This window comes from Cupriavidus sp. CER-90, from assembly GCF_057652055.1.
Genome location: NZ_JBYGYM010000002.1, coordinates 3161769 through 3184775, shown reverse-complemented (window position 1 = coordinate 3184775; position 23007 = coordinate 3161769). Strand labels below are relative to the sequence as shown.

Sequence of the window (23007 nt, the reverse complement as noted above, 5' to 3'; positions counted from 1 at the left end):
ATGGGAGTCCTGACGATGCAGCAGAGGGTGGCGGAAAGACGATCGGTCCGGAGCTTCGCGCGATTGCTGCGCGATACCGTCTCGGCATGGCTGGACGACTATGCGCCCAGCATGGGCGCGGCGCTCGCGTACTACACGGTCTTTTCCGTGGCGCCGCTGCTGCTGATCGTGATTGCCATCGCCGGGCTGGTATATGGCGACGAGGCGGCGCGCGGCGCGGTGGTCGAGCAGATTGGCGGCCTGGTGGGCGTGGAGGGCGCCAAGGCCATCGAGAGCATGCTGATCTCGCTCAGTTCGCCCGCCAAGGGATCGCTCACGGCGGTCCTCAGTACCGTCACGCTGTTGGTCGGCGCCACCACGGTCTTTGCCGAACTGCAGGATGCCCTGGACCGTATCTGGCGCGTGCCCGAGCGCAAGAAGCCTTCGGGCATCTGGGAACTGCTGCGCGCGCGGGTGCTGTCGTTCGGCATGATCCTGGGCATCGGCTTTCTGCTGATCGTCTCGCTGGTGGCCAGCGCGGCGCTGGCGGCCATCGGCCGGTACTGGACGCCGATGCTGGGCGAGGGCGAGCTGCTGGGGCACCTGCTCGACATGAGCCTGAGTTTTGTGCTGGTGACCGTGGTCTTCGCGATGATCTACAAGATCATGCCGCACGCGGCCGTGAAATGGCCCGATGTCTGGCTGGGTGCCGTCGTCACGTCGGTGCTGTTCACGGTGGGCAAGCTGCTGATCGGCCTGTATATCGGCAAGACGGGCGTGGCCACCGGCTACGGCGCGGCCGGGTCGCTGGTGGTGGTGCTGGTCTGGGTGTACTACTCCGCGCAAATCTTCCTGCTGGGGGCGGAATTCACGTGGCTCTATGCCAACCGCTTCGGGTCGCTGCGCGCCCAACCCGAGTCGCGCGAGCGTCAGGCCCCCAGGCGGCACGGCGAGGCGCCGCCCTGAATCGCTTCGGAAGGGGGCTTTCTGGTTGGCCGCGCGGCTTACCGGGCCCGCAGCGCATCCACGATATTGAGCCGCGACGCCCGCAGCGCCGGCAGGAATCCGCCAATCAGGCCCATCGCCATCGAGAACAGCAGCGTCTTGACAATGATGGCCGGCGTCAGCACAAAGCGGAACGACAGGTCGGCAAAGGTCTGGAAGTTGGTGGTGGAAAACGATGCGAACTGCATCAGCGACGCGCAGAGCAGCCCGGCGATGCCGCCCACCAGCCCCAGCAGCACCGCCTCGATCAGGAAGGCCATCAGCACGTTGGCGCGCTGGAAGCCCAGCGCGCGCAGCGTGCCGATCTCGCCCACGCGGTTGGCCACCGATGCGTACATCGTGATCATGGCGCCGATCATGGCCGCCACCGAGAAGATGGTCGTCAGCGTGAGCCCCAGGATATTGATGAACGCCGACAGCGCCTTGGACTGGTCGCTGTAGAACTGCTGCTCGCGCTTGGCCTCGTTGGCCAGGCGCGGGTCGACGTCGATGTCGGCGCGGAACTTGTCGAAGGCGTCGGTGTTGGCCAGCCGCAGCACCATCGACGAATAGCTGGCGCGGCGGAACGACTGCATGAGCTGGTCCACATCGCCCCAGATCTCGGAATCGAAACCGCTGCCGCCGGCATCGAAATGTCCCACCACGGTCCAGTCGCGCTGGGCAAAGCGCAAGTGATCGCCAATGCGCACGTTGCCGTAGCCCTTGGCGATGCTGCTGCCGACGATGATCTCTGACGACCCCGGCTTGAACACGCGCCCCTCGGTCAGCCGCACCTGCGGCCGCAGCGGCACGCCCAGCGGCGAGACGCCCCGGATCACCACGTTCGACGGCGTGGTGTAGCCGGTCTTGGTCAGCGAAATCAGCACCACGGCTTCGCGCGAGGCCATCGGGCGGCCTTCGGGCGTCATGGCGATGGACGGATACATCTCCAGCGCGGCGGCCTGGTCGCGCGTGATCGCGCTCTGGATCTCGGTCTCGGCGCCCTTGCGGATCACCACCACGTTGTCGCGCTCGCCCGTGGTCACCAGCGTCTGCTTGAGTCCGGCATCGAGCATCAGCATCGTCGCGAATACAAAGACCACCAGCGCCAGGCCGCCGGCCGTCAGCGCCGTGGTCAGGCGCCGGGCCCAGACATTGCGGGCGATGTAATGGAGCGGGATGACCATCGGCGCGCTATCCCGTCAGCCGATGGCCCGCAGGCCCTCGACAATGCGCACCCGCGCCGCCTGCACCGCCGGCACGATGGCGGCGGCCACCCCCACCACCAGCGCGCAGCCGGCCTGCATCGCCATGGTCTCGTGCGACACGGTGAAAACCGGGAACACCCCGCCCACCGCCTGCTTGAAGAAGCGGGCCGCGGGCGGCGTCAATAGCATCCCCAGCGCCCCGCCAAACGCGCTGATGATCATCGATTCGCCAAAAACCAGCAGCGACAGAAAGCCCGGCCCGAAGCCCAGCGCCTTCAGCGTGGCGTACTCGGTGATGCGCTCGCGTGCGCTCATGGCCATGGCATTGGCCATCACGGCCATCACGATGACGATCACCACGTAGGACACCACGCGGATCGCCGCGATGATCTGGTTCGACATCGCCACAAAGCCAAGCTGGAAGGCCTGCTCGGTCTCGGTCAGCGTCTCGGCCAGCGAATTCCTGAACACGTTGTCGACGTTGCGCGAGATCGCGGCGGCATTGTCCGGGTTATCGACGCCCAGGATAAAGACGCCCACCTGGTCGGCCTGCCTGGGGTTTTTCTTGCGCACGGTTTCGTTCAGGTAGTCCCAGTGGAACACCATCTGGCGCGTGATCGTGCTGTCGTCGCGGCCGTCCATGATGCCGCGCACGACGAAATCCCACGTGCCGGCGTAGATCGTGCCCTTGATCGGGATGACGTCGCCAATCTTGAAGCCGTACAGGTCGGCCAGCTGCCGGCCCACCAGCGCCCCGCGGCGGTCGCGCTGGTAGTCGGCGCGCTGTGCGGGCGGGACGATGAACTCGGGGTACAGGTCCAGGTAGTTGTCCGAGACGGCAAACTGGGCAAAGAAGTTCTTGGGGTCGCGGTAGACCCCGCCGAACCAGTTCGAGCGCGCGACCTGGGTCACGCCATCGACGCCCTTGATCCGGTACTCGTAGTTGAGGGGCAGCGCAAACGTCAGCGAGATGGCGTTGCGGGTCACCAGCCGTGCGTTGGAGGCCGCCGACGCCCCCGCATACCAGGCATCGACCACGGTCTGCAGCAGGCCGTAGGCCAGCACCGCGATCACCAGGCCCAGCACGGTCAGCGCCGTGCGCAGCTTGTGGCGCATGGCGTTGCGGGCGATCAGCTTGGGCAGGAACATGGGCCGATGCCTCAGGCGCGCCGCTCGCTCTGGAGCAGTTCGCCTTTTTCCAGATGGACCAGCGACCGGGCGGCCTCGGCCGCATGGGCGTCGTGCGTGACCATGATGATGGTCTTGCCCAGGTCGCTATTGAGCCGCTGCAGCATGGCCAGGATATCGGTGGCCGAACTACGATCCAGGTCGCCCGTGGGCTCGTCGGCCACGATCAGCGTCGGATCGGTAATCAGCGCCCGGGCGATGGCCACGCGCTGCTGCTGCCCGCCAGACAGTTCGGTGGGGTAGTGGTCCATGCGGTCGGCCAGGCCCACCATGCCCAGCACCATTTCCACGCGTTCGCGCCGCTCGGCGCGGCCCAGCCGCGTCAGCATCAGCGGCAGTTCCACGTTCTCGAAAGCGGTCAGTACCGGCATGAGGTTGTAGAACTGGAAGATGAAACCCACGTGCGCGGCGCGCCAGTCGGCCAGCGAGGCCTCGGGCAGCCCCGAAATATCGACCCCGCCCACCAGCAGTTCGCCGCTGTCGGGCCGGTCGATGCCGGCAATCAGGTTCAGCAACGTGCTCTTGCCGGACCCGGACGGGCCCATCAGCGCGATAAAGTCGCCGGCCGCGATGTCCAGCGAGATGTCCGATAGCACCGGCACGGTCTGCGCGCCACGCTGGTACGACTTGGCCAGGTGGCGGATCGACACCAGCGGGACGCCGGCAGTGGCCGGGGCGGAAGGGGCGAGCGGCGTGGCCATGGCTTACTTCTTTGTGACGGTGACGCGGGCGCCGTCCGCCAGCTTGTCGGCCGGCGCCAGCACCACGGTCTCGCCAGCCTTCACGCCCTGGACGGCCTGCAGTTCGCCAATCTTGGCGCCCCGGGTCACCGGCACCTGTCTGACCTTGCCGTCGGCCACCACGAACACCACGGCCTTGCCGTCGCGCTCCACCACGGCCGATGGCTGCACGGCGGTCAGCGGCTTGCTGTCCTCGGGCGGCACCGGTTTGGACAGGAAGGCGATCTTGGCGCTCATGTCGGGCAGCACGCGCTGGTCGCGGTCGACAAAGCGGATCTTGACCAGCACGGTGGCCTTGGACCGGTCCACGGTCGGCACGATGCGCGACACGCGCCCGGCCATGCGCAGGTTGGGCAGCGCATCGAGCAGGATCTCGCAGGGCTGCTCCCCCGTGATCTTTGCAATGTTCGATTCTGCGACGTCGGCTTCCACTTCGAGCGTGTCCATGTCGGCGATGGTCACGATCGCGCCCTTGGTGTCGGCGGCGGCCGAGAACGGCGTGATGTTGTCGCCGACGTTGGCGTGCTTGATCAGCACCACCCCGTCGAACGGGGCGCGGATCACGGTCTGCTCGACCGAGACCTCGGCCGCGCGGGCGTTGGCCCTGGCCGACGTGATCGATGCCTGGGCATTGCTGATCGAGGCGCGCGCCTTGTTGTAGCGGGCCAGGTCGGCGTCGTACTGCTGCTTCGAGATGGCCTTCGGCTCCAGCAGCATCTCCGACCGCTTCAGGTTGACCTCGGCATCGCGCAGTTCGGCCTGCTGCAACTGCAGGTTGGCTTCGGCCACCTGCACCTGCGCGCGCGCCTGGGCGGCCGAAGCCGCCACGTCGCGGCTTTCCACGCGGGCGATGATCTCGTCTTTCTTGACGCGCGAGCCTTCCAGCACGCCCAGCCATTCCAGCCGGCCCTGGGCCTTGGAGGCCACGGCGGCCTTGCGCTGGGGCACGACGTAACCCGTGGCGTTCAGCAGCGTGTAGTTCTGGGAAGGGTAGGCCGCCGTGATCGTGGTGGTTTCCACGGGCTGCGGGCCCGCCAGCCGGGCGCCCACGCCAATCACCACCAGCAGGATCGCCGCGAGGATCGCGTAGCGCACCCAGCGGCGGCGCCGGCGTGGCGCGGGCGCCATGGCACTGCGGTCGATTTTCAGCTTGCTCAGGTCTTGATCAGCCAATTTGGGAACCGTTTGGTTGCGGTATGCAGAAAAAGGCTCCCAGTATAGCGATTGTGCAAGGCGGTAAAGCGCCTGAAAGAACGTCCACCGGACGCCGTTACAGCAGCTTGCCCGGATTCATGATGCCGCTGGGGTCGAACACCTGCTTGATGGCGCGCATCAGCTGCAGTTCCAGCGGATCTTTGAGGGCCAGGAATGCGTCGCGCTTGAGCTGGCCGATACCGTGCTCGGCGCTGATGCTGCCGTTGTAGCGTGCCACTTCCTCCATCACCTCGTCGCTGACGGCCTTGCCGTCGCCAAGCGCCCATTTCGGGTCCGCGCCAAGCGGGCGCGACAGGTTGTAGTGCAGGTTGCCGTCCCCGAAATGCCCAAAGATGAACGGCCGGATGCCCGGATACCGGGCCAGCAGGCGGGCTTCCATCGACGCCATGAAGGCCGGGATGCTTTCGATCGGCAGCGATACGTCGTGCTTCAGGTGCAGGCCGTCGGCGCGCTGCGCCTCGGAGATTTCCTCGCGCAGGCGCCACAGGCCCTGCAGCTGGGCCAACGACGCGGACACGGCCGCATCCCGGCACAGGCCCTGTTCCAGCGCATCGCCAATGACGGACTCCAGTAGCGCGTTCAGCACGTCCTCGGACGCCGTATCGGCAATCTCCAGCAGCACATAGGCCGGATGGCGCTCGGCGAACGGCGCCTGGACGTTTTCGGCGTGGGTCAGCACCAGGTCCAGGCAGGCGCCGGTGAAGAACTCGTAGGCCTGCAGCCGGGCGCCGCAGCGGGCGAACAGCAGCGCATACAGTTCCAGCGCCTGTTGCGACGATTCCACGGCGGCCAGCACCACGGCGCGCGAATCGGCGCGCGGCGACAGACGCAGCGCGGCGGCCGTGATGATGCCGAGCGTGCCCTCCGATCCAATCAGCAACTGCTTGAGGTCGTAGCCGGTGTTGTCCTTGCGCAAGGTGCGCAGGCCGTGAAAGACCTCGCCGCTGGGCAGCACCGCTTCCACGCCCAGCACCAGTTCGCGCGTCATGCCATAGCGCACCACGTTGACGCCGCCGGCGTTGGTGGCCAGGTTGCCGCCGATCTGGCACGAATCCTCGGCCGCCAGCGAGAGCGGGAACAGGCGGTCGTTTTCCTCGGCGGCCCGGCGCAGGTTGCCCAGGATGCAGCCCGCTTCGGCCACCATGGTGTTGGCGATGGTGTCGATCGAGCGGATCTTGTCCATGCGGTCCAGGCTGATCACCACGTTGGCGGGACTGTTGCCCGGCGCCGCGCCGCCGCACAGGCCGGTGTTACCACCGCGCGGCACCACCGGCACGCCCGACTGCTGGCACAGCGCCACCGCCTGCGCCACCTGTTCGGTCGTGCGCGGCCGCACCACGGCCTGTGCGTGGCCCTTGTAAAGGCCGCGCCAATCGGACAGCCAGGGCGCCACGTCATCGGGCGCGGTGGCAACCACCTCTGGGCCAAGGGCTTCGGTCAGGCGTTGGGCGAATGCGGTATCGAACATGATCGGCAATGGAAGCGAAATGGAGAAATTACGATTGGCGCAGCGGCAGGCCCAGGCGGCCCGCGGCATTGCGCAGGTGTTCGGTGGCGCGCTGTCGGGCCAGTTCGGCATCGCGCGCGCGGATGGCGTCGAAGATCGCCACGTGTTCGCCGTGCACCTGCCCCGGCAGGCCTGGCTGGCGGCTGGAGTTGACGCGGGCGGCGCGCACGGCGTGGTGAAGCTGCAGGTTCATGTACTGCAGCAATTGAAGGTAATACGGGTTGTGCGTGGCGGTGGCGATGGCGATATGGAACTGGATGTCCGGTTCCACGCCATGGTCGGGATCGTCGATATGCGCGGCGATGGTCTGGAGCAGGGCGCCCATCCGCGTCACGTCCGCCTCGGTGCGATGCCGGGCGGCCATGGCCGCCGCCGCGCTTTCCAGGTCGATCCGCAACTCAAAAATCGCGGCCAGGTCGGTGGCGTCGGCACTGCCGGCCAGGCGGAATCCGCTGTCGCTGACACGCGATCGCACGGTGCTGCCCAGCCCCTGGCGGCTCTCGATCATCCCTTGCGAACGCAGGTGTTCGGTGACCTCGCGGATCACGGCGGCGCTGACGCCATAACGTTCCGATAGCTGCTTGCCCGTGGGCAGCCGCGCCCCGACGGGAAATGTCCCGTCGGCGATCTCGCCGCGCAACTGCTGGATGACGCGCTCGGTCAGGGTGATGGGCCGTGTCTGCATAGGCCAGCACCTTACGCTTTTCTGGTTATATGAAAACCAGGTATTAACCCTTATTCGGTCGCGTCCTGTTGTCTTTCTCCGCGCTCCCGCATGGGCATGTGCAGACCGGGAGAGCGAGAGACAACCTCCGGGATTTACATCCCCGGCGGCGGGTTCAGCGGAATCTGGTTGCGCAGGCTCAGGTTCATCACGTTCCAGGCGCGGATGGCGGCCACGGTATAGCACAGCTGGGCGATTTCCTCCTCGCTGAAGTGTTCGCGCAGCGCCGGATAGGCGGCGTCCGTATCGTCGCGATGGGGCAGGGCGTTCATGGCCTCGGCCCAGCCCAGCGCGGCGCGCTCGCGGGCGTCGAAGAACGGCGCCTCGCGCCAGCCGGCGATGGCGTTCAGGTGGCGGGGGTCAACGCCTTGCTTGATCAGGTCGCGCCAGTGCATATCGATGCAGAGGCCGCAGCCGTTCAGTTGCGATACGCGCAACTGGACCATTTCGACCAGACGTTCGCCAAGCGAACTTTTCTTGCACGATTGCGACAGTGCGATCAAAGCCTTCTGGCTGGCCTGGGCAAGGGGGAAGAAGTTGAGGCGTGCAGACATGCGTTTCTCCAATTCGTCAGAATTTGTCGGATTCAGGAAGACGGACGCGGCCATTCGCATCCGTTTGTCCATAAGACGAACGGCAAAACGCAGTTGTGACAGGTTTTCCGAAAATCTTTCTCGTGCCGGCGCGTCGGCCGGCGGTCAGAGCTTGCCTTCGATGGCCTTGCGCTCGCGCCACATCTCCTGCACGAACGGGTCGGTGATGCCATACAGCCCGTGGCCCTTGCGCATGATCAGGTTGGTGGCCATCAGTTCATTGACCACCGGCTGCGCCTCTTCCACCTTGACCTCCCGGCCGATGGCCTTCGAGTAGGCCGCGGCGGCATCGGCCGAGAACAGCCCGCGCGCATCGCCGTCGGCCGAGGCAATCCGGTCGAAGATGGCCGTGGCCAGGCCGCCCAGTTGTTCCAGCTTCATCAGTTCGATATCGGCGGCGGTCGAGCGCAGCGTGTTGGCAATCACGGGCAGGTGCTCGTCGGGATCGCTGCCGGGCGGCAGGTGGAAATGCAGCTGGCGCAGCGCCTTGATCATTTCCTCGGGCCGGTTGCCCAGCGTCTGGAACGCCTTGACGGCCACCTCCAATGAAGGCTGGGCGGTAAAGCCCTCGGCGGACAGCCGTTCCAGCAGGTAGGCCACGTATTCCTTGTCCAGCACCGGATAGGCCACCGACGTGGCGCCCGTAAACGCCTGGTTGCGGCGCGCCGTCAGCTCCCCGACCAGCGCGCGGTGCGACCCCGTGCCGACGAACAGGAAGTGACCGGACGTGTTCGGCCGGGGATTGATGGCGTCACGGGCGGCTTTCAGCGCCAGCAGCATCTGGTTGCCTTCCTCGGACGTGATGGCGTGCTGCACTTCATCGACGATCAGCACCACGTCGGTTTGGCCCTGGTCCACCACCTCTTTCAGCGCCTGGGCCAGCGTGGCACCGCCGGGCTCGCCCAGCGTGTCCAGCTTGAACCCGAACTTGAAGCCGAGCGCCCCGATATCGGCGCCGGCCAGCCGCCGTAGCTTGCGCACGGCGGCGGCGGGCAGCGATTCCAGTTCGGACAGCTTTTCGCGGATGGCGTCGCGGATCAGGGTGGCCGGGCTGCGCTGGGTATCGCTCCACAGATCGACGTAGATCACGATGGCGCCCAGGTCTTCCAGCGCCGGTATCAGGTCGTTGACCAGGAACGTGGTCTTGCCGATGCGCCGCAGGCCCGACAGGAACAGTCCGGAACGTAGCCCTTCGTCCAGCACGCTCGGATGCAGCAACTGCCGCGCCATCTGGCGGGCAAGCTCTGGACGGTTGAATACGTAGCGCATGGCGGGTTATCCTGAATTATTGGATGTCGATAATTATAGGATTTGAATAAATCGAAGTAAAAGCCTCGGGCCGGGATTTGCGCGTTTTAAGTGAACAAAAAGCCATTTGCGGGGCTGCATCCGGTGGCAGAATGGCATTTTGCCGAGATCTGGGGGACCTCCCATGCAACTTTCACCCGCTATCCCGATCCTGCGCATCTTCTCGGTCGACAAGGCGAAAGAGTTCTATCTCGACTTCCTTGGCTTCACGCTGGACTGGGAGCACCGGTTTGGCGACGACTTCCCGCTCTATGCCCAGGTCTCGCGGTCCGGGCTGAGGCTGCATCTCAGCGAGCACTACGGCGACGCCACGCCGGGGTCCGCCATCTTCGTGCCGATCGACGACGTGGATGCGCTCCACCAGGAACTGACCGCGCGGCAGTACCGCTATGCCAGGCCCGGCGTGGAAGACGCCGGTTGGGGCCGCCAGCTGCAGGTCAAGGACCCGTTCGGCAACCGGCTCTGCTTCTGCCAGCAGACGGCGTAGCGGGCATCAATCGGCCGGCAGGATCGACGGATTCCACACGACCTCCCAGAGATTGCCGTCGGGGTCCTGGAAGTAGCCGGCGTAGCCGCCATAGAACGTATCCTGGGCCGGCTTGACGAGGGTCCCGCCCGCGCGGGCCACCTGCGCCATCACCTGGTCCACCTCGCCCTTGCTGGTCACGTTGTGGCCGATCGAGAAGCCTGTGGGGCAGGGCGCGCTGGGGGGCAGCCCGGTATCCCAGGCCAGATTGTCGCGGGCCCAGAGCGCCAGCTTCAGCCCGGCCTGCAAGTCGAAAAAGGCCACCGCGCCGTGTTCGAATTCCTTGCCGACAATGCCCGGCGTGGCCAGGCCAAGGCCATCGCGATAGAAGCCCACCGCGCGTTCGAGGTCGGCCACGCCCAGCGTCAGCACCGAGATACGGGGTTTCATGGGGTCTCCTTGATATTGGCGCCCGTGATTGTAGGCCGCGATCGGCCGAATCTGCCGGCCACGCCGCGCCTGGCCGAAGGGGGGGCGAAGCGGGGCCGCCAGCCTGCATCGGCGGTGGCGCCGGCCATCGGTGCGCGCCATCGCCACGGCTACAATGCGTCCTCGCCCCAGCCCCCTTGTGTCCGCCCATGCCTCCAGCCGCCCGCGCTTTCCGTTGTCTTGCCATCCGTCCTCCGTTGTGGGCCGGACTGTTCGCGCTGGCGATTGCCGGGTCGGCACAGGCGGCACAGGCGGCCGATGCCGATGCCATCCACCGGGCTGTCGATGCCGCGGTGCAGCCGGTCATGGCCCAGTACCAGGTGCCGGGCATGGCTGTGGCGATTACCGCCGGCGGACAGCACCGGATTTTCAACTATGGCGTGGCCTCGCGGCAGGGCAACCGGCCCGTTACCGACGACACGCTTTTCGAGATCGGATCGGTCAGCAAGACCTTTACGGCCACGCTGGCGGCCTGGGCGCAAGCGCGCGGCGTGCTCTCGCTCGATGACAAGGCCACCCGCTACCTGCCAAGGCTTGCCGGCAGCGCGTTCGACCGTATCAGCCTGCTGGAACTGGGCACCTACACGGCGGGCGGGCTGCCGCTGCAGGTGCCGGACGCCGTCAACACCATGCCGCAGATGATCGAATGGCTGCGCCGCTGGCAGCCCGACGCCGCACCGGGCACGCAGCGGCGCTATTCGAACGTCAGCCTCGGCCTGTTCGGCCTTGCGGCCGCCCAGGCGCTGGACACCTCCTTCGACAGCGCGATGGCGCGGCAACTGATTCCGAAGCTCGGCCTGACCCATTCGTGGGTGCAGGTGCCCCGCGCGCAGAGGGTCCACTACGCATGGGGCTACCGCGACGACAAGCCCGTGCGCGCGTCGGCCGGCGTGTTCGATGGGCAGGCCTACGGCATCAAGACCACCGCCGCCGACATGATCCGCTACGTGGAGCTGAACATCGATGGGCAGGCTGTCTCGGACGCCGCCCTGCGCCAGGCGCTGGCCGCCACCCATGCGGGCTACTTCCGGGTGGGCGGGATGACGCAGGGGCTAGGCTGGGAACGCTATGGCTGGCCGGTATCGCTGGATGTGCTGCAGGCCGGCAACGACGCCCGCATGGTGCGGGACGCCCAGGCCGTGCAGCGCATCGATCCGCCGCAACCGGCGCCGGCCGACGCACTGATCAACAAGACTGGCTCGACCAATGGCTTTGGCGCCTATGTGGCATTCGTGCCGGGGCGGCGGATTGGCGTGGTAATGCTGGCCAACCGCAATCTGCCGATCCCCGCGCGCGTGCAGGCCGCCTACGCGATCCTGCAGGCGCTGGACGGAGCCGGAGCGGCTGGGATCGGGTCGGCGCCGCCGGGCCGCTAAGGCAGGGCTCGTCGCTGGCGCTAGCAAAAAAAGAACCCGCCTGACGCGAATCAGGCGGGCTTGCAGGGGGAGGTTAAACAGGACGGGTCAGGTCCTGCGATGAAGCTTAGAGTGAGGCACATGCACAAGCTGTAGGCGTTTGTCTGATTTTGCATTTCTGGCAGTTTGGCCCCGTGTTCGGGCCCGGAATGCAGGCTGTGCATGGCTTCCCCGGGCATTGCGGTATCGCGCTGGCAATTTGGCGGGCCACACGCTACGATGCGTTTCTATGCAACCAGTTGCATAAATTCCCTTCTTTGCCACCCAAGGAGACCTGCATGGACGTTCAAGGCCTGACCCCCGCCGCGCAACAGACGCTGGCTGCCTGGCACGCGTTGCTGGCGCGCAATGCCATGGAAGAGCTGGACCCGCTGCTGTCGGACCGCATCGTATTTCGCTCGCCTGTGGCGCATACGCCATATCCGGGACGTGCTGCGATCAAGCTGGTGTTGAAGACGGTGAACACGGTCTTCCACAACTTCACCTACCACCGCATGTTTGCCACGGACGATGGCAAGAGCGCCGTGCTGGAATTCAGTGCCGAGGTCGATGGCAAGGCGCTGAAAGGCATCGACATGCTGCGGTTTGACGAGGCCGGCAAGATCGAGGAGTTCGAGGTCATGGTGCGGCCGATGTCCGGCCTGCATGCGCTGGCCGAAGCCATGGGCGCCCGGCTGGCCGCCCAGAAGGCCGTGCTGGCCGGCGCGGAGTAGTCTTCAGCCCTCGGCCCTGAGCCCTCAACCCGCCACCTTCCGCCAGGCCGCGCCGTAGGTCAGGAAGATGGCGGATCGCGGAGGTCGAGCGTGACCACGCGCAGCGTGGCGTCGTCGGGGCAGACCGTATCCGCGAAGCCAAGCCGGTGCGCCAGCCCCCGCATGCCGCGTTTGGCCGACAGCACGTAGCCCTCCATCGTGCCGAACCCGGCCGCCCGCGCCAGTGCGATCAGCGTCTGCATCAGCAGGCTGCCGAGGCCCGAGGATTGCCAGCCGTCGAGCACGGTCACGGCAAACTCGCACGCATCGCGGCCCGGCAGCGCCACGTAGCGCGCCCCGCCCACCAGATGCCCGCTCTCGGCGGTGCCCGCCACGGCGGCCAGCGTGCAGTCTTGCCCGGGCACCGGGTGAACCACGTCGTCGAGCAGCGCCTCGGGCAGATCGTGCATGGCGGCCATGAAGCGTGTGTAGCGGGAATCGTCGGACAGCAGCGAGAACGCTTCGACAATGCCCGCCTTGTCGTCTTCGCGGATCTTGCGCACCACCACCGGCTGGCCATTGCGCAGGTTGGCGTGCAGGGGCAGTTGGGGCGGTGGGGGCAGGGCGGCTGTTGTCGGATTGGCGTCGGTCGGCATGGCAGGGCCCGGGCGGATGGAACGGAGGGACGGAGGGACGGTGATGTCATGGTAGGCAACCGGGCGTGAAGCCGCCAAGGGCGCCGGCCCCCGCCGGCGTGGCCGCGTGGGCGCATGGCCGCCGGTTCTTGCAGTATGCTCGCGACTGTCCGACCCCTTCTGCAAAGGAGCATCCGATGACCGTAGTCGTGCTGGCGATCGATGGGTCTGCCCACAGCCGCGCTGCCACCCACTGGGTGGCCTCCACCGCCGCGCTGGCCGCGCCGCGCATCGTGCATCTGGTGCATGTCTCGCCGGTGCTGGGGCGCACCGGGTTTGGCACGGTCGACTTCGAGCAGGAAAACCGCGAGCAGGCACGCCAGGCGTTCGAAGCCGCGCGCCGCATTCTGGATGACCATGCCGATGGCGTCCATGAGCACTGGCTGCGCGGCGACGCCGTCGCGTCGATCATGGGCTTTGCCGCCGAGCACGGTGCCGACCTGCTGGTGGTGGGCGCCAAGGGCGTCGGCCCGCTCAAGGCGGCCCTGACCGGATCGGTGGTGTCCAAGGTGGTGGCGCAGTCGGCCGTGCCGACGGTGGTCATCAATTCGCCGGACCCGGGCGCGGCATAGCACCGCGACCCGCGCATCGACCCGACCCCCGCAGTCCTTCCACCCGTATTGGCGAAATCCCCAAGCCAGATGTCCTTGACTTCGCCCTGGACGCCGCCTTGAATACGCAAACTGAACAGTGATCAGTTCGGATCGGGGGAGACAGCGTGGAAACAGCGCAGCAACGCGTGCAGGAAGAGGCGCATGGCAAGGCAGCCCAGCAAGCGCCGGACGGCATCTGGTCGAAGGGCAACTTTGCGCCGGTGACCCGGGAAATCGACGCCGCCGGGCTCAAGGTGCGGGGCGAGCTGCCCCGGGAACTGGCCGGCACCTTGTATCGGAATGGTCCGAATCCGCGTTTTCCGACGGCGGCCACGCACTGGTTCGGCGGGGACGGCATGATCCACGCCATTGCGCTGGCCGATGGCGCGGCGAGCTATCGCAACCGCTGGGTCCGCACGCCGAAATGGCGCGACGAAGACCGGGCCGGCCGCGCGCTGTTCCGCGCGTTTGCCGGCAAGCTGCCCGACGCGCCTGAATGGGCGGGCGACGACCGGGGCGTGGCCAACACCCATATCGTGTGGCACGGCCAGCGGCTGCTGGCACTGGAAGAGGCGCACCGGCCCACGCGCATGACGCCCGGCACGCTCGAAACGCTGGGCTACGCCGACTATGGCCCGCTGCAGGGCCCGTTCACGGCCCATCCGAAGATCGATCCGCTGACCGGCGAAATGTTCTTCTTCGGATACAACGCCGATGGCCCGCTGACCGCCGCCATCACCACCGGCACCATTGGCCCCGATGCGCGGCTGACCCGCCATCTCAAGTTCGACACGCCGTACTGCAGCATGGTCCACGACTTCATGATGACCACGCGGCATCTGCTGTTTCCGGTCCTGCCGCTGACAGGCAGCCGCGAGCGGCTGGAGAAAGGCCTGCCGCCGTATGCGTTCGAGGCAGACCGGCCGTCGATGATCGGCATCATGCGGCGCGATGCACCGTCCGGCGTGCCGCGCTGGTTCCAGGGCCCGCCGTGCTATGTGTTCCACGCGATGAATGCGTGGGAAGCGGGCGACACGATACACGCCGACGTCATGGTCTACGACGAGGCGCCCCTGTTTCCGCGCCCGGACGGGTCGCCGGGCGACCGGTCGCGCCAGCTGGCCTACCTGACCCGCTGGACCTTCGATCTGGCCGATGGCCGCGACACCTTCACCAGCCAGCGCCTGTGCGACATCCCGGGCGAATTTCCGCGCATCGACGACCGGCTTGCCGGTCGCCGGCACCGGCATGGCTGGTTCGCCGCGTCGGTGCCCGGGGAAGCCGTGAGCCAGGGGCCATCGGACGAGGGGGAACGGCAGGGCATCGTGCATCTCGACGCCGTGACCGGCGCCCAGGCCACGCTGTGGCTGCCGCCCGGCGACGCGACCTCCGAGCCGGTGTTCGCGCCGCGTGGCCGCGCCGAGGGCGACGGCTGGCTGTTGGCCGTGGTGTGGCGTGCCGCATCGAATACCAGTGAACTGCTGGTGCTCGATGCGCTGGACATCGAGGCCGGGCCGGTGGCCACGGTGGAACTGCCGCAGCGCGTGCCGTTCGGCTTCCACGGCAACTGGGTGGAAGGAGCCAGCACATGAGCCGGCTCCTGCGGGTGGCGTGGCCCGTCATGCTCGACACGCTGGGCGTGCTGGTGTTTGCCGTGCTGATGGCGCTGAACGTGGATGTCCGCATCGCCACGCTGGCGGGGCTGGTCGTGGCACTGGCCGTGGTCGGCCGGGAAATCGTCCACCGGCGCCGCGTGGCAGTGCTGCAGTGGATCAGCCTGGCGTCGGTCGTGGTGTCGTCGATCGCCACCTGGGTCACGTCCGATCCGCGCTTCGTGATGGCCAAACCGAGCATCCTGTTCCTGGTGATCGGCGTGGTCATGCTGCGCGGCGGCTGGATGAACCGCTATGTGCCGCCCGCCATCGCGCCGCGCGTGCAGCCCGAGATGACGTTTTTCGGCTACGCCTGGGCGGTGCTGATGCTGGTGTCCGCCGCGCTGAACGCAGCGGTGGCGATCTGGCACCCGGCGTCGTGGCCGGCCTTTATCGCGATCTATCCGGCGGTGTCCAAGGGCGTGCTGTTCTGCGTGCAGTACGGCGTGGTGAAAGCCGCGCTGCGCCGGCGCCCGGCCCCGGCCGCCGACGCCGCGGCCGCGCTGGACAGCCAGGCGGCCCTGTAACCGCCAGATCCGCGACGGCCGCGGTAGCATGGAACCCCGCGACACCAGGCAGCAACCCGGCATGACCCAGCCATCCAAGGCCGCCCGCGCGCCCCGGCCCCGCAAGACGCCCACGGGGGCGGCCACCAAGCCGGAAGGGCAGTGGCACCACGGCGATCTGCGCGCGTCGCTGATCGCCTGGGGCCTGCACCTGATCGATACCGAAGGCGTGGCCGCCATGAGCATGCGCACCGCCGCCCGGCTTGCCGGCGTGTCGGCCGGCGCGCCATCGCACCACTTCCAGGACCGCAACGGCCTGCTGGCAGCCATTGCCGCGCAGGCGTTCCGCGAACTCAAGCATTTCAAGAGCGAACGCGCCGCCCGGCTGCCCAATGCCACCCCGGCCGACCGCCTGCGCGGCCTGCTGGTGGGCTATGCGGAATTCGCCCACACCTATCCGGCGCGCTTTCACCTGATGTTCGGCCCCGGCGTCGCGCGCCGCAGTGACTACCCGGAACTGACGCAGGCCGCCGGCGATTCGTTCTCGCGCGTGCGCGAGGCCGTGGCCGCGTGCCTGGACGGCAAGGCGCCTGCCCAGCTGACCGAAGAACAACTGGCCTTCGCCGTCTGGATCGCCGCCCACGGCCTGGCCACGGCTACCGCCAGCAACGCGCGCCTGTCGGCGCTATCGGCGGTATCGGCCGAACCGCTCGACATCGACCAGATGGCCGGTGTGGTGGCGGAATTTTGCCTGCAGGCATTGAGGGCGTGCACCGCCTGAGCGCCCCGGCGCCAAAAGCCAAAGAAAAAGGGCGCCGATACCGATCGGCGCCCCGCATGCCACCGGGCGACATCACTGGCGCAGGTCGAAGCGGTCGAGGTCCATCACCTTGGCCCAGGCGGCGACAAAGTCCGTGTAGAACCTGTCGGCGCCGTCGGCACTGGCGTACACCTCGGACAGCGCCCGCAACTGCGCGTGCGAGCCGAACACCAGGTCGACCCGCGAGCCGGTCCACTTGACCGCGCCGGTCTTGCGATCGGCGCCCTCGAACACGTCGCGCGACAGCGGCGTCCACTCCAGACTCATGTCGAGCAGGTTGCGGAAAAAGTCGTTGGTCAGCGTCTCGGGCCGGTCCGTCAGCACCCCGTGCGCATCCTTGCCATGATGGACGTTCAGCACGCGCAGGCCGCCGATCAGTACCGTCATCTCTGGCGCGGTCAGCGTCAGCAACTGTGCCTTGTCGATCATCATGTGCTCGGCCGGCACGCGCACGCGCGGGTTGATGTAGTTGCGGAACGCGTCGGCGGTCTGCTCCATGGCGTTCATCGACTTCACGTCGGTCTGGTCCTGCGACGCATCCATACGGCCCGGCGAGAACGGCACGGTCAGCGTCTTGCCGGCCTTTTCCGCTGCCTTCTCGATGGCCGCATTGCCCGCCAGGACGATCAGGTCAGCCAGCGAGACCTTCTTGCCGCCCGACGCCGCGCCGTTGAAGTCCTTCTGGATGGCTTCGAGCCTGGACAGTACCTTGCCAAGCTGGTCGGGCTCGTTGATCGCCCAGTCCTTCTGCGGGGCCAGGCGGATGCGGGCACCGTTGGCGCCGCCGCGCTTGTCGGAGCCACGGAAGGTCGAGGCCGACGCCCACGCCGTCTTGACCAGCTCCGCAATCGACAGCCCCGACGCCAGCACCTGCTGCTTGAGCGCGGCGATGTCCTTGTCGTCCACCAGCGGGTGGTCCACCTTCGGGATCGGGTCTTGCCAGAGCAGTTCCTCGGTGGGCACTTCGGGGCCCAGGTAGCGCGCCACCGGGCCCATGTCGCGGTGGGTCAGCTTGAACCAGGCACGGGCGAAGGCATCGGCAAAGGCCTTCGGATCGTCCTTGAAGCGGCGCGAGATCTTCTCGTAGACCGGGTCGAAGCGCAGCGACAGGTCGGTGGTCAACATGGTCGGCTTGAGCTTCCTCGACGGATCGTGCGCGTGCGGCACCGTCTCGGGTGCATCCTTGGCCACCCACTGGTTGGCGCCGGCCGGGCTCTTGGTCAACTCGTACTCGAAATTGAACAGGTTTTCCCAGAAGCCCTGGCCCCATTGGGTCGGCGTGCTGCTCCACGTCACTTCCAGACCGCTGGTGATGGTGTCCGCGCCCTTGCCGGTGCCGTACTTGTTCTGCCAGCCCAGCCCCTGGAGTTCCAGCGCGGCCGCCTCGGGTTCCGGCCCGACGTTGCTGGCCGGGCCCGCGCCGTGCGTCTTGCCGAAGGTATGGCCGCCCGCAATCAGCGCCACGGTTTCCTCGTCGTCCATGGCCATGCGGCCGAACGTGTCGCGGATGTCGTAGGCCGCGGCAAGGGGGTCGGGATTGCCGTCCGGGCCTTCCGGGTTCACGTAGATCAGGCCCATCTGCACCGCGCCGAGCGGATTTTCCAGATTGCGGCCCGGGTCGGTGCGGCTGACTTCCTCGCCGTGTTTTTCCACATCGGCCACCAGCACGCCGCCATCGTCCTGCCTGCCAGCCGCGCCCTTGCCGTAGCGGATATCGCCGCCGAGCCAGGTCTTTTCATCGCCCCAGTAGACGTCCTGGTCCGGTTCCCAGGTGTCTTCGCGGCCGGCGCCAAAGCCGAAGGTCTTGAAGCCCATGGTTTCCAGTGCGACGTTGCCGGCCAGGATCATCAGGTCGGCCCAGGAAATCTTCTGGCCGTATTTCTGCTTGACGGGCCATAGCAGCCGGCGGGCCTTGTCCAGGCTGACGTTGTCGGGCCAGCTGTTGAGCGGCGCAAACCGTTGCTGGCCGCGTCCGCCACCCCCACGGCCGTCACCGATGCGGTACGTGCCGGCGCTGTGCCAGGCCATGCGGATGAACAGCGGACCGTAGTGGCCAAAGTCGGCAGGCCACCAGTCTTGCGAATCGGTCATCAGGTGGGCCAGGTCCTGCTTCAGCGCGGCGTAGTCGAGACTCTTGAAGGCCGCGGCGTAGTCGAATGCCTCGCCCAGCGGGTTGCTCTTGTCCGAATGCTGGGCCAGCAGGTCGAGCCGCAGCTGTTTCGGCCACCAGTCCGCATTGGTGGTCCCGCCGCCGGCGGCATGGTTGAAGGGACACTTTTCGTTAGACATGCTCTCTCCTTTGGGGGATCCGAACGGTAGTTCTTGTCTGTCTTCACGCGTCAACACTTCCACGAGGTTCTGCCTGGGCAGACCCTGTCGCACGAGAAATATAGGCGAGAGCGCATGCCAACAACATGAGAGGTTTGCAATCGGCGCGATAGGGCATTGCTATGGGGTGGCGCCATGACGATTCGGGTTAGCACCGACCATTCGGGGCGGCGCCTGACCTATAGTTCCGGTACACCAGACCACTGCGGCGCGTGACGCCGGGAGGCGGCAATCATGACCATGGCGACGAAGCTGGCGCGATGCCTGAGCAGGACCGAGGCCCGGTTCGAGACCGTGCGTCGCCCCGGGCGGCCCGGACAGTTGGCCCACCCCGGCGACGACGCGGCCCCAAGCATCCCGGCCGACCGGCTGGCCCGCACGGTGCTGCTGGAGGACGACAAGGGCTACCTGGCCGCCGTGATTCCCGCCAGCCATCACCTGAAGCTGGCCGAACTGCGCGAGCAGACCGGGCGCAAGGTGGCCTACGCCCATGCCGAAGGCGTGCGCGAGGTGTTCCGCGACTGCGATCGGCAGGCATTGCCGCCGGTCGGCATGGCCTATGGCACGCTGACCTGGATCGACGACAGCCTGCTGACCCACGACGACGTCTACTTCGAGGCCGGCGACCGCGAGGCGCTGGTCCATATGAACGTGGACGATTTCGCGCAGCTGATGTCCGAAGCGCGGCGCGGCCATTTTGCGCATCGGGTCATGTAGGCACGGCGCGCGACCGCTCCCACGGCATACGTGACGATCTGCCCCCCTGCCGGTCGCCGGCTGGTTCCGGCAGGGCGGCGCATGCGCTAGAACGCGAGCGTCATGGCGGCGATGACCACCTGATCGTGGGAGGCCGGATTGAACCAGTAGACGCTGCCGGTGACCTTGCCGAACGTGAGCTGTACCAGGCCGCCGCGCTGGAATTCGCGATCGCCGCCGTAGATCCGCGTGCGCTGGGCGACCAGACCCACACGCAGCCACTGGACCGGGCGGAATCCCAGTTCGCTCCACGCATAGGTATAGGGAGTGGTGGAGCCCGTGCCGGGCAGATATTCGGCTTCGATGTAGTAATCGAACTTGCTGACCGCGAGGCTGGCCTCCACGCCGGCAATGGGCCCGTGCGCGCTGCCCACCACGACGCCCACGATGGGCGTGACCTTGTACTGGAACGTTTCCCCGCCAGAGAACGACCAGCCGACGAAACCCGATTGGGCATGCATCGCCTCGTAGTTGACGCGCGCTTCGAGATGCAGCTGGCCATGATCGGCCCCGAAAATGCCCGAAGCGTAGCTGTCTTCGTGTCGCGGCATGTTCCAGAACCCGGTCGCCAGGAAACTCCAAGCGGGCGGCGGGGTATCCGCAGCGGGCGCCGGCGGGGTAACGGCAACCTCCTGGGCCTGCACGCCATTTGCCGCGAGCCAGATCGCAACTGCCACCAGGGGCGCGCGCATCTTATCCCCCCAGCGCGATGACGGCCATGGTGACGGCCACGCCCAGCGCCATCATCCAGAACCCGGCCCGCCACGGGTTGATTCCGCCGTAGTGGCCCAGCGCCGCGCCGCCCACGAACAGCATGATCAGCGTCAGCACCCGGGACACCAGCAGCGCCGTGGACAGGTCGTGCAGCACCACGAAGGGCAGGGCGACCGGGAACGTGGACAGCACGACGATAAAGAAGATGCGGATCGCGGCAAGAAAGTCGCCGCCATGCAGCGTCGGACGGTCCGGCACGGTGGCGCCGGACACCAGCCGTAGCCGTACCGGTTCGAGATCCTCGTTGGCAATGTGTGGATTCATGGCGGGCGGCAGCGCGTCGCGGATCGCCGCGATGCCCGAGGGCGCGTCGCCATGCTTGGCCGTCAGGGCAAGCTTCTGCAGCATGCCGCGCCCGGCCAGCGTGCGCACCAGATACATGATCGCGTCCACCAGCCCCCAGGCGAGATTGCAGCCCAGGGCGGCACGCAGCATGGTCTGGGCGGCATCGGGCCCGGCCGTGGCGGACGACACGGCGCCCACGAACGTCAGCGCCATGTACAGCCCGAAACACATTTCGGATACGCGATCCACCACGTCGAGGGCCGGAGCCCGATCCTCGACGCTGTCGCTCTGTGACGGATTGATAGCCGACATGCTGGTTCCTCCCCATGTGCCAGCAACGGGTCAGGACACGGTAGACCGATCCGGGCAGTGCTGCCATTGGACCAACGTCCTAGCGGGCTGCGCGGGCGGCGCCCGTTGGGCAATGGGGAAGTCGGCAACGGTGGGGATTGCCCGGCGCTGGAAGACCGGGCGGACGGCGGCATCCGCCCGCGCGTGACGGATGCCGCCGAGCGGCGGCCTGCCTGGCTACTGGCAGCTGGTGCCGGGCGTCGCTGCGATCACCAGTCGCAGGTTCTTTGTCACGGGGTCGTCGTCGGCACCCACGGTATTGTCGGTGAACGTGCAGCCATATTTGGCATTGGCCACCACGGACGCCGTCAGCACATCGTCGCCGCCGGGCCGCGTGTGGGTCTGCTCCCACGTCACCATGTCGTCGAAGGCCCTGGTCTGCTCCGCCACCGTGAAATCGCAGTGCGCGATACCGCGGATCGCGCGCTGCACCAGCCAGGACGCCGTGCCGTTGGCGTCGGCGCGGCGCTTGTAGATCTGCTCCATGCTGAATGGCACGTACATGTCGCCCAGCGTATGCAGCGTGAGCACCGGCACGCTGATTTTCGCGGCGTTCTGCGGAATCCAGCGCAGGCCGTCGCGGCGCAGCCGATTGGCATCGGCGACCGGGCGCACCCGGAAAATCGCCGCATTGAACGCCTGTTCCTCGGCGGACTGGGCCGGGTCGTTGTCGAACTGGTAGAGCAGGGCAGTGGTGTCCACCACGTTCTGCGTCAGGATGCCGTTGACCGTGCCGTCGGAGCCGAACGTGCTCCACACCGCGTCCTGGTAAGCCTTCGACGCGGGGCTTTGGCCGAAGCCGAGTTCGAACAGCGGGCGCTCGCCGCCGGTCAGGTTCTTGACCACGGCCTTGAGCTTGTCGCCCGCGGCGGTCGTCGCCGAGGGGTAGGTGGTGAACAACGCCGACATCAGCGGCGCCACGATCTGCGCCCAGTTCGTGACCGGCCACGATGTGGCTGGCATGCCGGCCAACTGCTGCGCGGCGGTCTGATAGCCACCGAAGTAATTGAACAGTTCGGTGTCGCCCAGCACGGCGCACATCGGCACCGCGCCGTTGTACGACACCTTGTGTACGGCGGTCTGGACGTTCTCGGCATCCACGGCGGCAGCCGCCACATGCCCGCCCATCGAATGGCCCACGATATACGTGCGGGTGGGCGCGGCCAGCGTGCGGCCATTCTTCTTCGCAATATCGGTGAACGCCAGCGCCAGCGCGTTGGTGTCCTCCAGGCCGGCGCGGACGTCGTAATAGTTGGTGGAATAGGTGGATGCGGCCCACGCGTAGCCGGCCTCCAGCAGATGCCGGCGGATGCCCGGAATGGTGACGGACAGCGCGGAACCCATCCCGGCGTAGCCGAGGGCATACATCACGAGCTTGCCGTTCCAGGCGGCGGGCACTTCCACGACATAGCCGGCATTGCCAAGCTGACCGGACCAGCGGTCGGACGCTGGCGCGCCGGCCAGCGGCACCAGTTTGGCCGCCAGCGCGTTGGTATCGACGGTAAAGGTCCGGCTGTCTTGCGGACGCACCTCTTCGGGCTGAACCGTCGGCGCTGTGGGAGCGGGTGTGGATGCGGTGGTGGCCGAACCGTTGTCGTCGCCGCCACCACAGCCGTACAGCAGGAAGCCGGCCGCCAACGCCAGGGCAGTGCTCTGGAATACGCGATGCATGATGTCTCCTCTGTCTTCTTTATCGTGTGTGTGGGAGTGCGTCGGCACGCGTCCTCGACCGCCATCAT

General features: G+C 67.1%; 23 protein-coding genes. 9 read left to right on the top strand and 14 right to left on the bottom strand.

The genetic code is table 11. The annotated features are described in order from the left end of the window. A complete protein-coding gene (locus tag AC24R4_RS25110) occupies window positions 1-945 on the top strand; it encodes a YihY/virulence factor BrkB family protein (protein ID WP_487523799.1) in 945 nt (314 codons plus the stop codon). Between the two features lie 38 nt (window positions 946-983). Here the strand turns inward: AC24R4_RS25110 and AC24R4_RS25105 are convergent, their stop codons facing one another. From AC24R4_RS25105 to AC24R4_RS25070, 8 genes are all read right to left on the bottom strand, one after another. Then, entirely contained in the window at window positions 984-2150 is a 1167-nt protein-coding gene (locus AC24R4_RS25105; protein WP_400394300.1) for an ABC transporter permease, read from the bottom strand. 15 nt (window positions 2151-2165) lie between these two features. Continuing rightward, entirely contained in the window at window positions 2166-3320 is a 1155-nt protein-coding gene (locus AC24R4_RS25100; protein WP_400394302.1) for an ABC transporter permease, read from the bottom strand. An 11-nt stretch (window positions 3321-3331) separates the two neighbouring features. Continuing rightward, window positions 3332-4060, bottom strand: a complete 729-nt coding sequence (locus AC24R4_RS25095) for an ABC transporter ATP-binding protein (RefSeq protein WP_400394304.1) — start codon at window positions 4058-4060, stop codon at window positions 3332-3334. A gap of 3 nt (window positions 4061-4063) precedes the next feature. Continuing rightward, complete coding sequence (locus AC24R4_RS25090) at window positions 4064-5272, bottom strand: efflux RND transporter periplasmic adaptor subunit (protein WP_400394306.1); 1209 nt, start codon at window positions 5270-5272, stop codon at window positions 4064-4066. 97 nt (window positions 5273-5369) lie between these two features. Then, the gene (locus tag AC24R4_RS25085; RefSeq protein ID WP_400394307.1) at window positions 5370-6782 is read right to left on the bottom strand and encodes an FAD-binding oxidoreductase; all 1413 of its coding nucleotides are present in this window, start codon (window positions 6780-6782) and stop codon (window positions 5370-5372) included. A 28-nt stretch (window positions 6783-6810) separates the two neighbouring features. Then, window positions 6811-7506: a FadR/GntR family transcriptional regulator gene (locus AC24R4_RS25080; RefSeq protein ID WP_400394309.1), complete on the bottom strand. Its 696-nt coding sequence runs from the start codon at window positions 7504-7506 to the stop codon at window positions 6811-6813. Between the two features lie 134 nt (window positions 7507-7640). Beyond that, on the bottom strand, window positions 7641-8099 hold the full coding sequence (locus tag AC24R4_RS25075) for a carboxymuconolactone decarboxylase family protein (protein WP_487523798.1): 459 nt from the start codon (window positions 8097-8099) through the stop codon (window positions 7641-7643). Between the two features lie 144 nt (window positions 8100-8243). Continuing rightward, the gene (locus tag AC24R4_RS25070; protein ID WP_487523797.1) at window positions 8244-9407 is read right to left on the bottom strand and encodes an ATP-binding protein; all 1164 of its coding nucleotides are present in this window, start codon (window positions 9405-9407) and stop codon (window positions 8244-8246) included. 163 nt (window positions 9408-9570) lie between these two features. Here AC24R4_RS25070 and AC24R4_RS25065 point away from each other — a divergent pair, with 163 nt between their 5' ends. Next, window positions 9571-9933 carry a glyoxalase superfamily protein gene (locus AC24R4_RS25065; RefSeq protein ID WP_487523796.1) on the top strand — a complete coding sequence of 121 codons (363 nt, stop codon included), beginning with the start codon at window positions 9571-9573 and terminating at the stop codon, window positions 9931-9933. Between the two features lie 6 nt (window positions 9934-9939). On the opposite strand, the gene AC24R4_RS25060 is transcribed toward AC24R4_RS25065, so the two are convergent. Further along, a complete protein-coding gene (locus AC24R4_RS25060; RefSeq protein ID WP_400396724.1) occupies window positions 9940-10362 on the bottom strand; it encodes a VOC family protein in 423 nt (140 codons plus the stop codon). A gap of 188 nt (window positions 10363-10550) precedes the next feature. Between AC24R4_RS25060 and ampC the strand changes: the two genes are divergently transcribed. Both ampC and AC24R4_RS25050 read left to right on the top strand, forming a co-directional pair. After that, the gene (gene ampC, locus AC24R4_RS25055; RefSeq protein ID WP_487523795.1) at window positions 10551-11777 is read left to right on the top strand and encodes a class C beta-lactamase; all 1227 of its coding nucleotides are present in this window, start codon (window positions 10551-10553) and stop codon (window positions 11775-11777) included. Between the two features lie 317 nt (window positions 11778-12094). Further along, window positions 12095-12529 carry a nuclear transport factor 2 family protein gene (locus AC24R4_RS25050; RefSeq protein ID WP_487523794.1) on the top strand — a complete coding sequence of 145 codons (435 nt, stop codon included), beginning with the start codon at window positions 12095-12097 and terminating at the stop codon, window positions 12527-12529. 59 nt (window positions 12530-12588) lie between these two features. Here AC24R4_RS25050 and AC24R4_RS25045 read toward each other — a convergent pair whose 3' ends face one another. After that, on the bottom strand, window positions 12589-13164 hold the full coding sequence (locus tag AC24R4_RS25045; protein WP_487523793.1) for an N-acetyltransferase family protein: 576 nt from the start codon (window positions 13162-13164) through the stop codon (window positions 12589-12591). 176 nt (window positions 13165-13340) lie between these two features. Between AC24R4_RS25045 and AC24R4_RS25040 the strand changes: the two genes are divergently transcribed. From AC24R4_RS25040 to AC24R4_RS25025, 4 genes are all read left to right on the top strand, one after another. Then, window positions 13341-13775, top strand: coding sequence for a universal stress protein (locus AC24R4_RS25040; RefSeq protein ID WP_487523792.1), 435 nt, complete (start codon window positions 13341-13343; stop codon window positions 13773-13775). Between the two features lie 146 nt (window positions 13776-13921). Continuing rightward, complete coding sequence (locus AC24R4_RS25035; RefSeq protein WP_487523791.1) at window positions 13922-15388, top strand: carotenoid oxygenase family protein; 1467 nt, start codon at window positions 13922-13924, stop codon at window positions 15386-15388. After that, window positions 15385-15975 (top strand): septation protein IspZ, encoded by a 591-nt coding sequence (locus AC24R4_RS25030; protein ID WP_400396195.1) that lies wholly within the window; start codon window positions 15385-15387, stop codon window positions 15973-15975. Before AC24R4_RS25035 ends, AC24R4_RS25030 begins: the two co-directional genes overlap by 4 nt. A 61-nt stretch (window positions 15976-16036) precedes the next feature. Beyond that, a complete protein-coding gene (locus AC24R4_RS25025) occupies window positions 16037-16735 on the top strand; it encodes a TetR/AcrR family transcriptional regulator (protein ID WP_400396196.1) in 699 nt (232 codons plus the stop codon). Window positions 16736-16807: 72 nt separating this feature from the next. On the opposite strand, the gene katG is transcribed toward AC24R4_RS25025, so the two are convergent. Beyond that, window positions 16808-19063 carry a catalase/peroxidase HPI gene (katG, locus tag AC24R4_RS25020; protein WP_487523790.1) on the bottom strand — a complete coding sequence of 752 codons (2256 nt, stop codon included), beginning with the start codon at window positions 19061-19063 and terminating at the stop codon, window positions 16808-16810. Window positions 19064-19336: 273 nt separating this feature from the next. Here katG and AC24R4_RS25015 point away from each other — a divergent pair, with 273 nt between their 5' ends. Continuing rightward, complete coding sequence (locus tag AC24R4_RS25015; protein ID WP_487523789.1) at window positions 19337-19819, top strand: aminoacyl-tRNA deacylase; 483 nt, start codon at window positions 19337-19339, stop codon at window positions 19817-19819. 86 nt (window positions 19820-19905) lie between these two features. Here AC24R4_RS25015 and AC24R4_RS25010 read toward each other — a convergent pair whose 3' ends face one another. From AC24R4_RS25010 to AC24R4_RS25000, 3 genes are all read right to left on the bottom strand, one after another. After that, window positions 19906-20409, bottom strand: coding sequence for a hypothetical protein (locus AC24R4_RS25010; protein WP_487523788.1), 504 nt, complete (start codon window positions 20407-20409; stop codon window positions 19906-19908). Between the two features lie 142 nt (window positions 20410-20551). Beyond that, window positions 20552-21229, bottom strand: coding sequence for a VIT1/CCC1 transporter family protein (locus AC24R4_RS25005; RefSeq protein ID WP_487523787.1), 678 nt, complete (start codon window positions 21227-21229; stop codon window positions 20552-20554). A 216-nt stretch (window positions 21230-21445) separates the two neighbouring features. Beyond that, entirely contained in the window at window positions 21446-22939 is a 1494-nt protein-coding gene (locus tag AC24R4_RS25000; RefSeq protein ID WP_487523786.1) for an alpha/beta hydrolase, read from the bottom strand. Window positions 22940-23007: the final 68 nt, after the last annotated feature.

Bases quoted from the DNA above. Each gene is read 5' to 3' on its own strand.
- AC24R4_RS25030 (WP_400396195.1), top strand. From the start codon at position 15,385: ATGAGCCGGCTCCTGCGGGTGGCGTGGCCCGTCATGCTCGACACGCTG.
- AC24R4_RS25010 (WP_487523788.1), bottom strand. From the start codon at position 20,409: ATGCCGCGACACGAAGACAGCTACGCTTCGGGCATTTTCGGGGCCGAT.
- AC24R4_RS25080 (WP_400394309.1), bottom strand. From the start codon at position 7,506: ATGCAGACACGGCCCATCACCCTGACCGAGCGCGTCATCCAGCAGTTG.
- ampC (WP_487523795.1), top strand. From the start codon at position 10,551: ATGCCTCCAGCCGCCCGCGCTTTCCGTTGTCTTGCCATCCGTCCTCCG.
- AC24R4_RS25025 (WP_400396196.1), top strand. From the start codon at position 16,037: ATGACCCAGCCATCCAAGGCCGCCCGCGCGCCCCGGCCCCGCAAGACG.
- AC24R4_RS25075 (WP_487523798.1), bottom strand. From the start codon at position 8,099: ATGTCTGCACGCCTCAACTTCTTCCCCCTTGCCCAGGCCAGCCAGAAG.
- AC24R4_RS25005 (WP_487523787.1), bottom strand. From the start codon at position 21,229: ATGTCGGCTATCAATCCGTCACAGAGCGACAGCGTCGAGGATCGGGCT.
- AC24R4_RS25065 (WP_487523796.1), top strand. From the start codon at position 9,571: ATGCAACTTTCACCCGCTATCCCGATCCTGCGCATCTTCTCGGTCGAC.
- AC24R4_RS25085 (WP_400394307.1), bottom strand. From the start codon at position 6,782: ATGTTCGATACCGCATTCGCCCAACGCCTGACCGAAGCCCTTGGCCCA.
- AC24R4_RS25000 (WP_487523786.1), bottom strand. From the start codon at position 22,939: ATGCATCGCGTATTCCAGAGCACTGCCCTGGCGTTGGCGGCCGGCTTC.
- AC24R4_RS25050 (WP_487523794.1), top strand. From the start codon at position 12,095: ATGGACGTTCAAGGCCTGACCCCCGCCGCGCAACAGACGCTGGCTGCC.
- AC24R4_RS25015 (WP_487523789.1), top strand. From the start codon at position 19,337: ATGACCATGGCGACGAAGCTGGCGCGATGCCTGAGCAGGACCGAGGCC.
- AC24R4_RS25105 (WP_400394300.1), bottom strand. From the start codon at position 2,150: ATGGTCATCCCGCTCCATTACATCGCCCGCAATGTCTGGGCCCGGCGC.
- AC24R4_RS25040 (WP_487523792.1), top strand. From the start codon at position 13,341: ATGACCGTAGTCGTGCTGGCGATCGATGGGTCTGCCCACAGCCGCGCT.
- AC24R4_RS25045 (WP_487523793.1), bottom strand. From the start codon at position 13,164: ATGCCGACCGACGCCAATCCGACAACAGCCGCCCTGCCCCCACCGCCC.
- katG (WP_487523790.1), bottom strand. From the start codon at position 19,063: ATGTCTAACGAAAAGTGTCCCTTCAACCATGCCGCCGGCGGCGGGACC.
- AC24R4_RS25100 (WP_400394302.1), bottom strand. From the start codon at position 3,320: ATGTTCCTGCCCAAGCTGATCGCCCGCAACGCCATGCGCCACAAGCTG.
- AC24R4_RS25060 (WP_400396724.1), bottom strand. From the start codon at position 10,362: ATGAAACCCCGTATCTCGGTGCTGACGCTGGGCGTGGCCGACCTCGAA.
- AC24R4_RS25095 (WP_400394304.1), bottom strand. From the start codon at position 4,060: ATGGCCACGCCGCTCGCCCCTTCCGCCCCGGCCACTGCCGGCGTCCCG.
- AC24R4_RS25110 (WP_487523799.1), top strand. From the start codon at position 1: ATGGGAGTCCTGACGATGCAGCAGAGGGTGGCGGAAAGACGATCGGTC.
- AC24R4_RS25070 (WP_487523797.1), bottom strand. From the start codon at position 9,407: ATGCGCTACGTATTCAACCGTCCAGAGCTTGCCCGCCAGATGGCGCGG.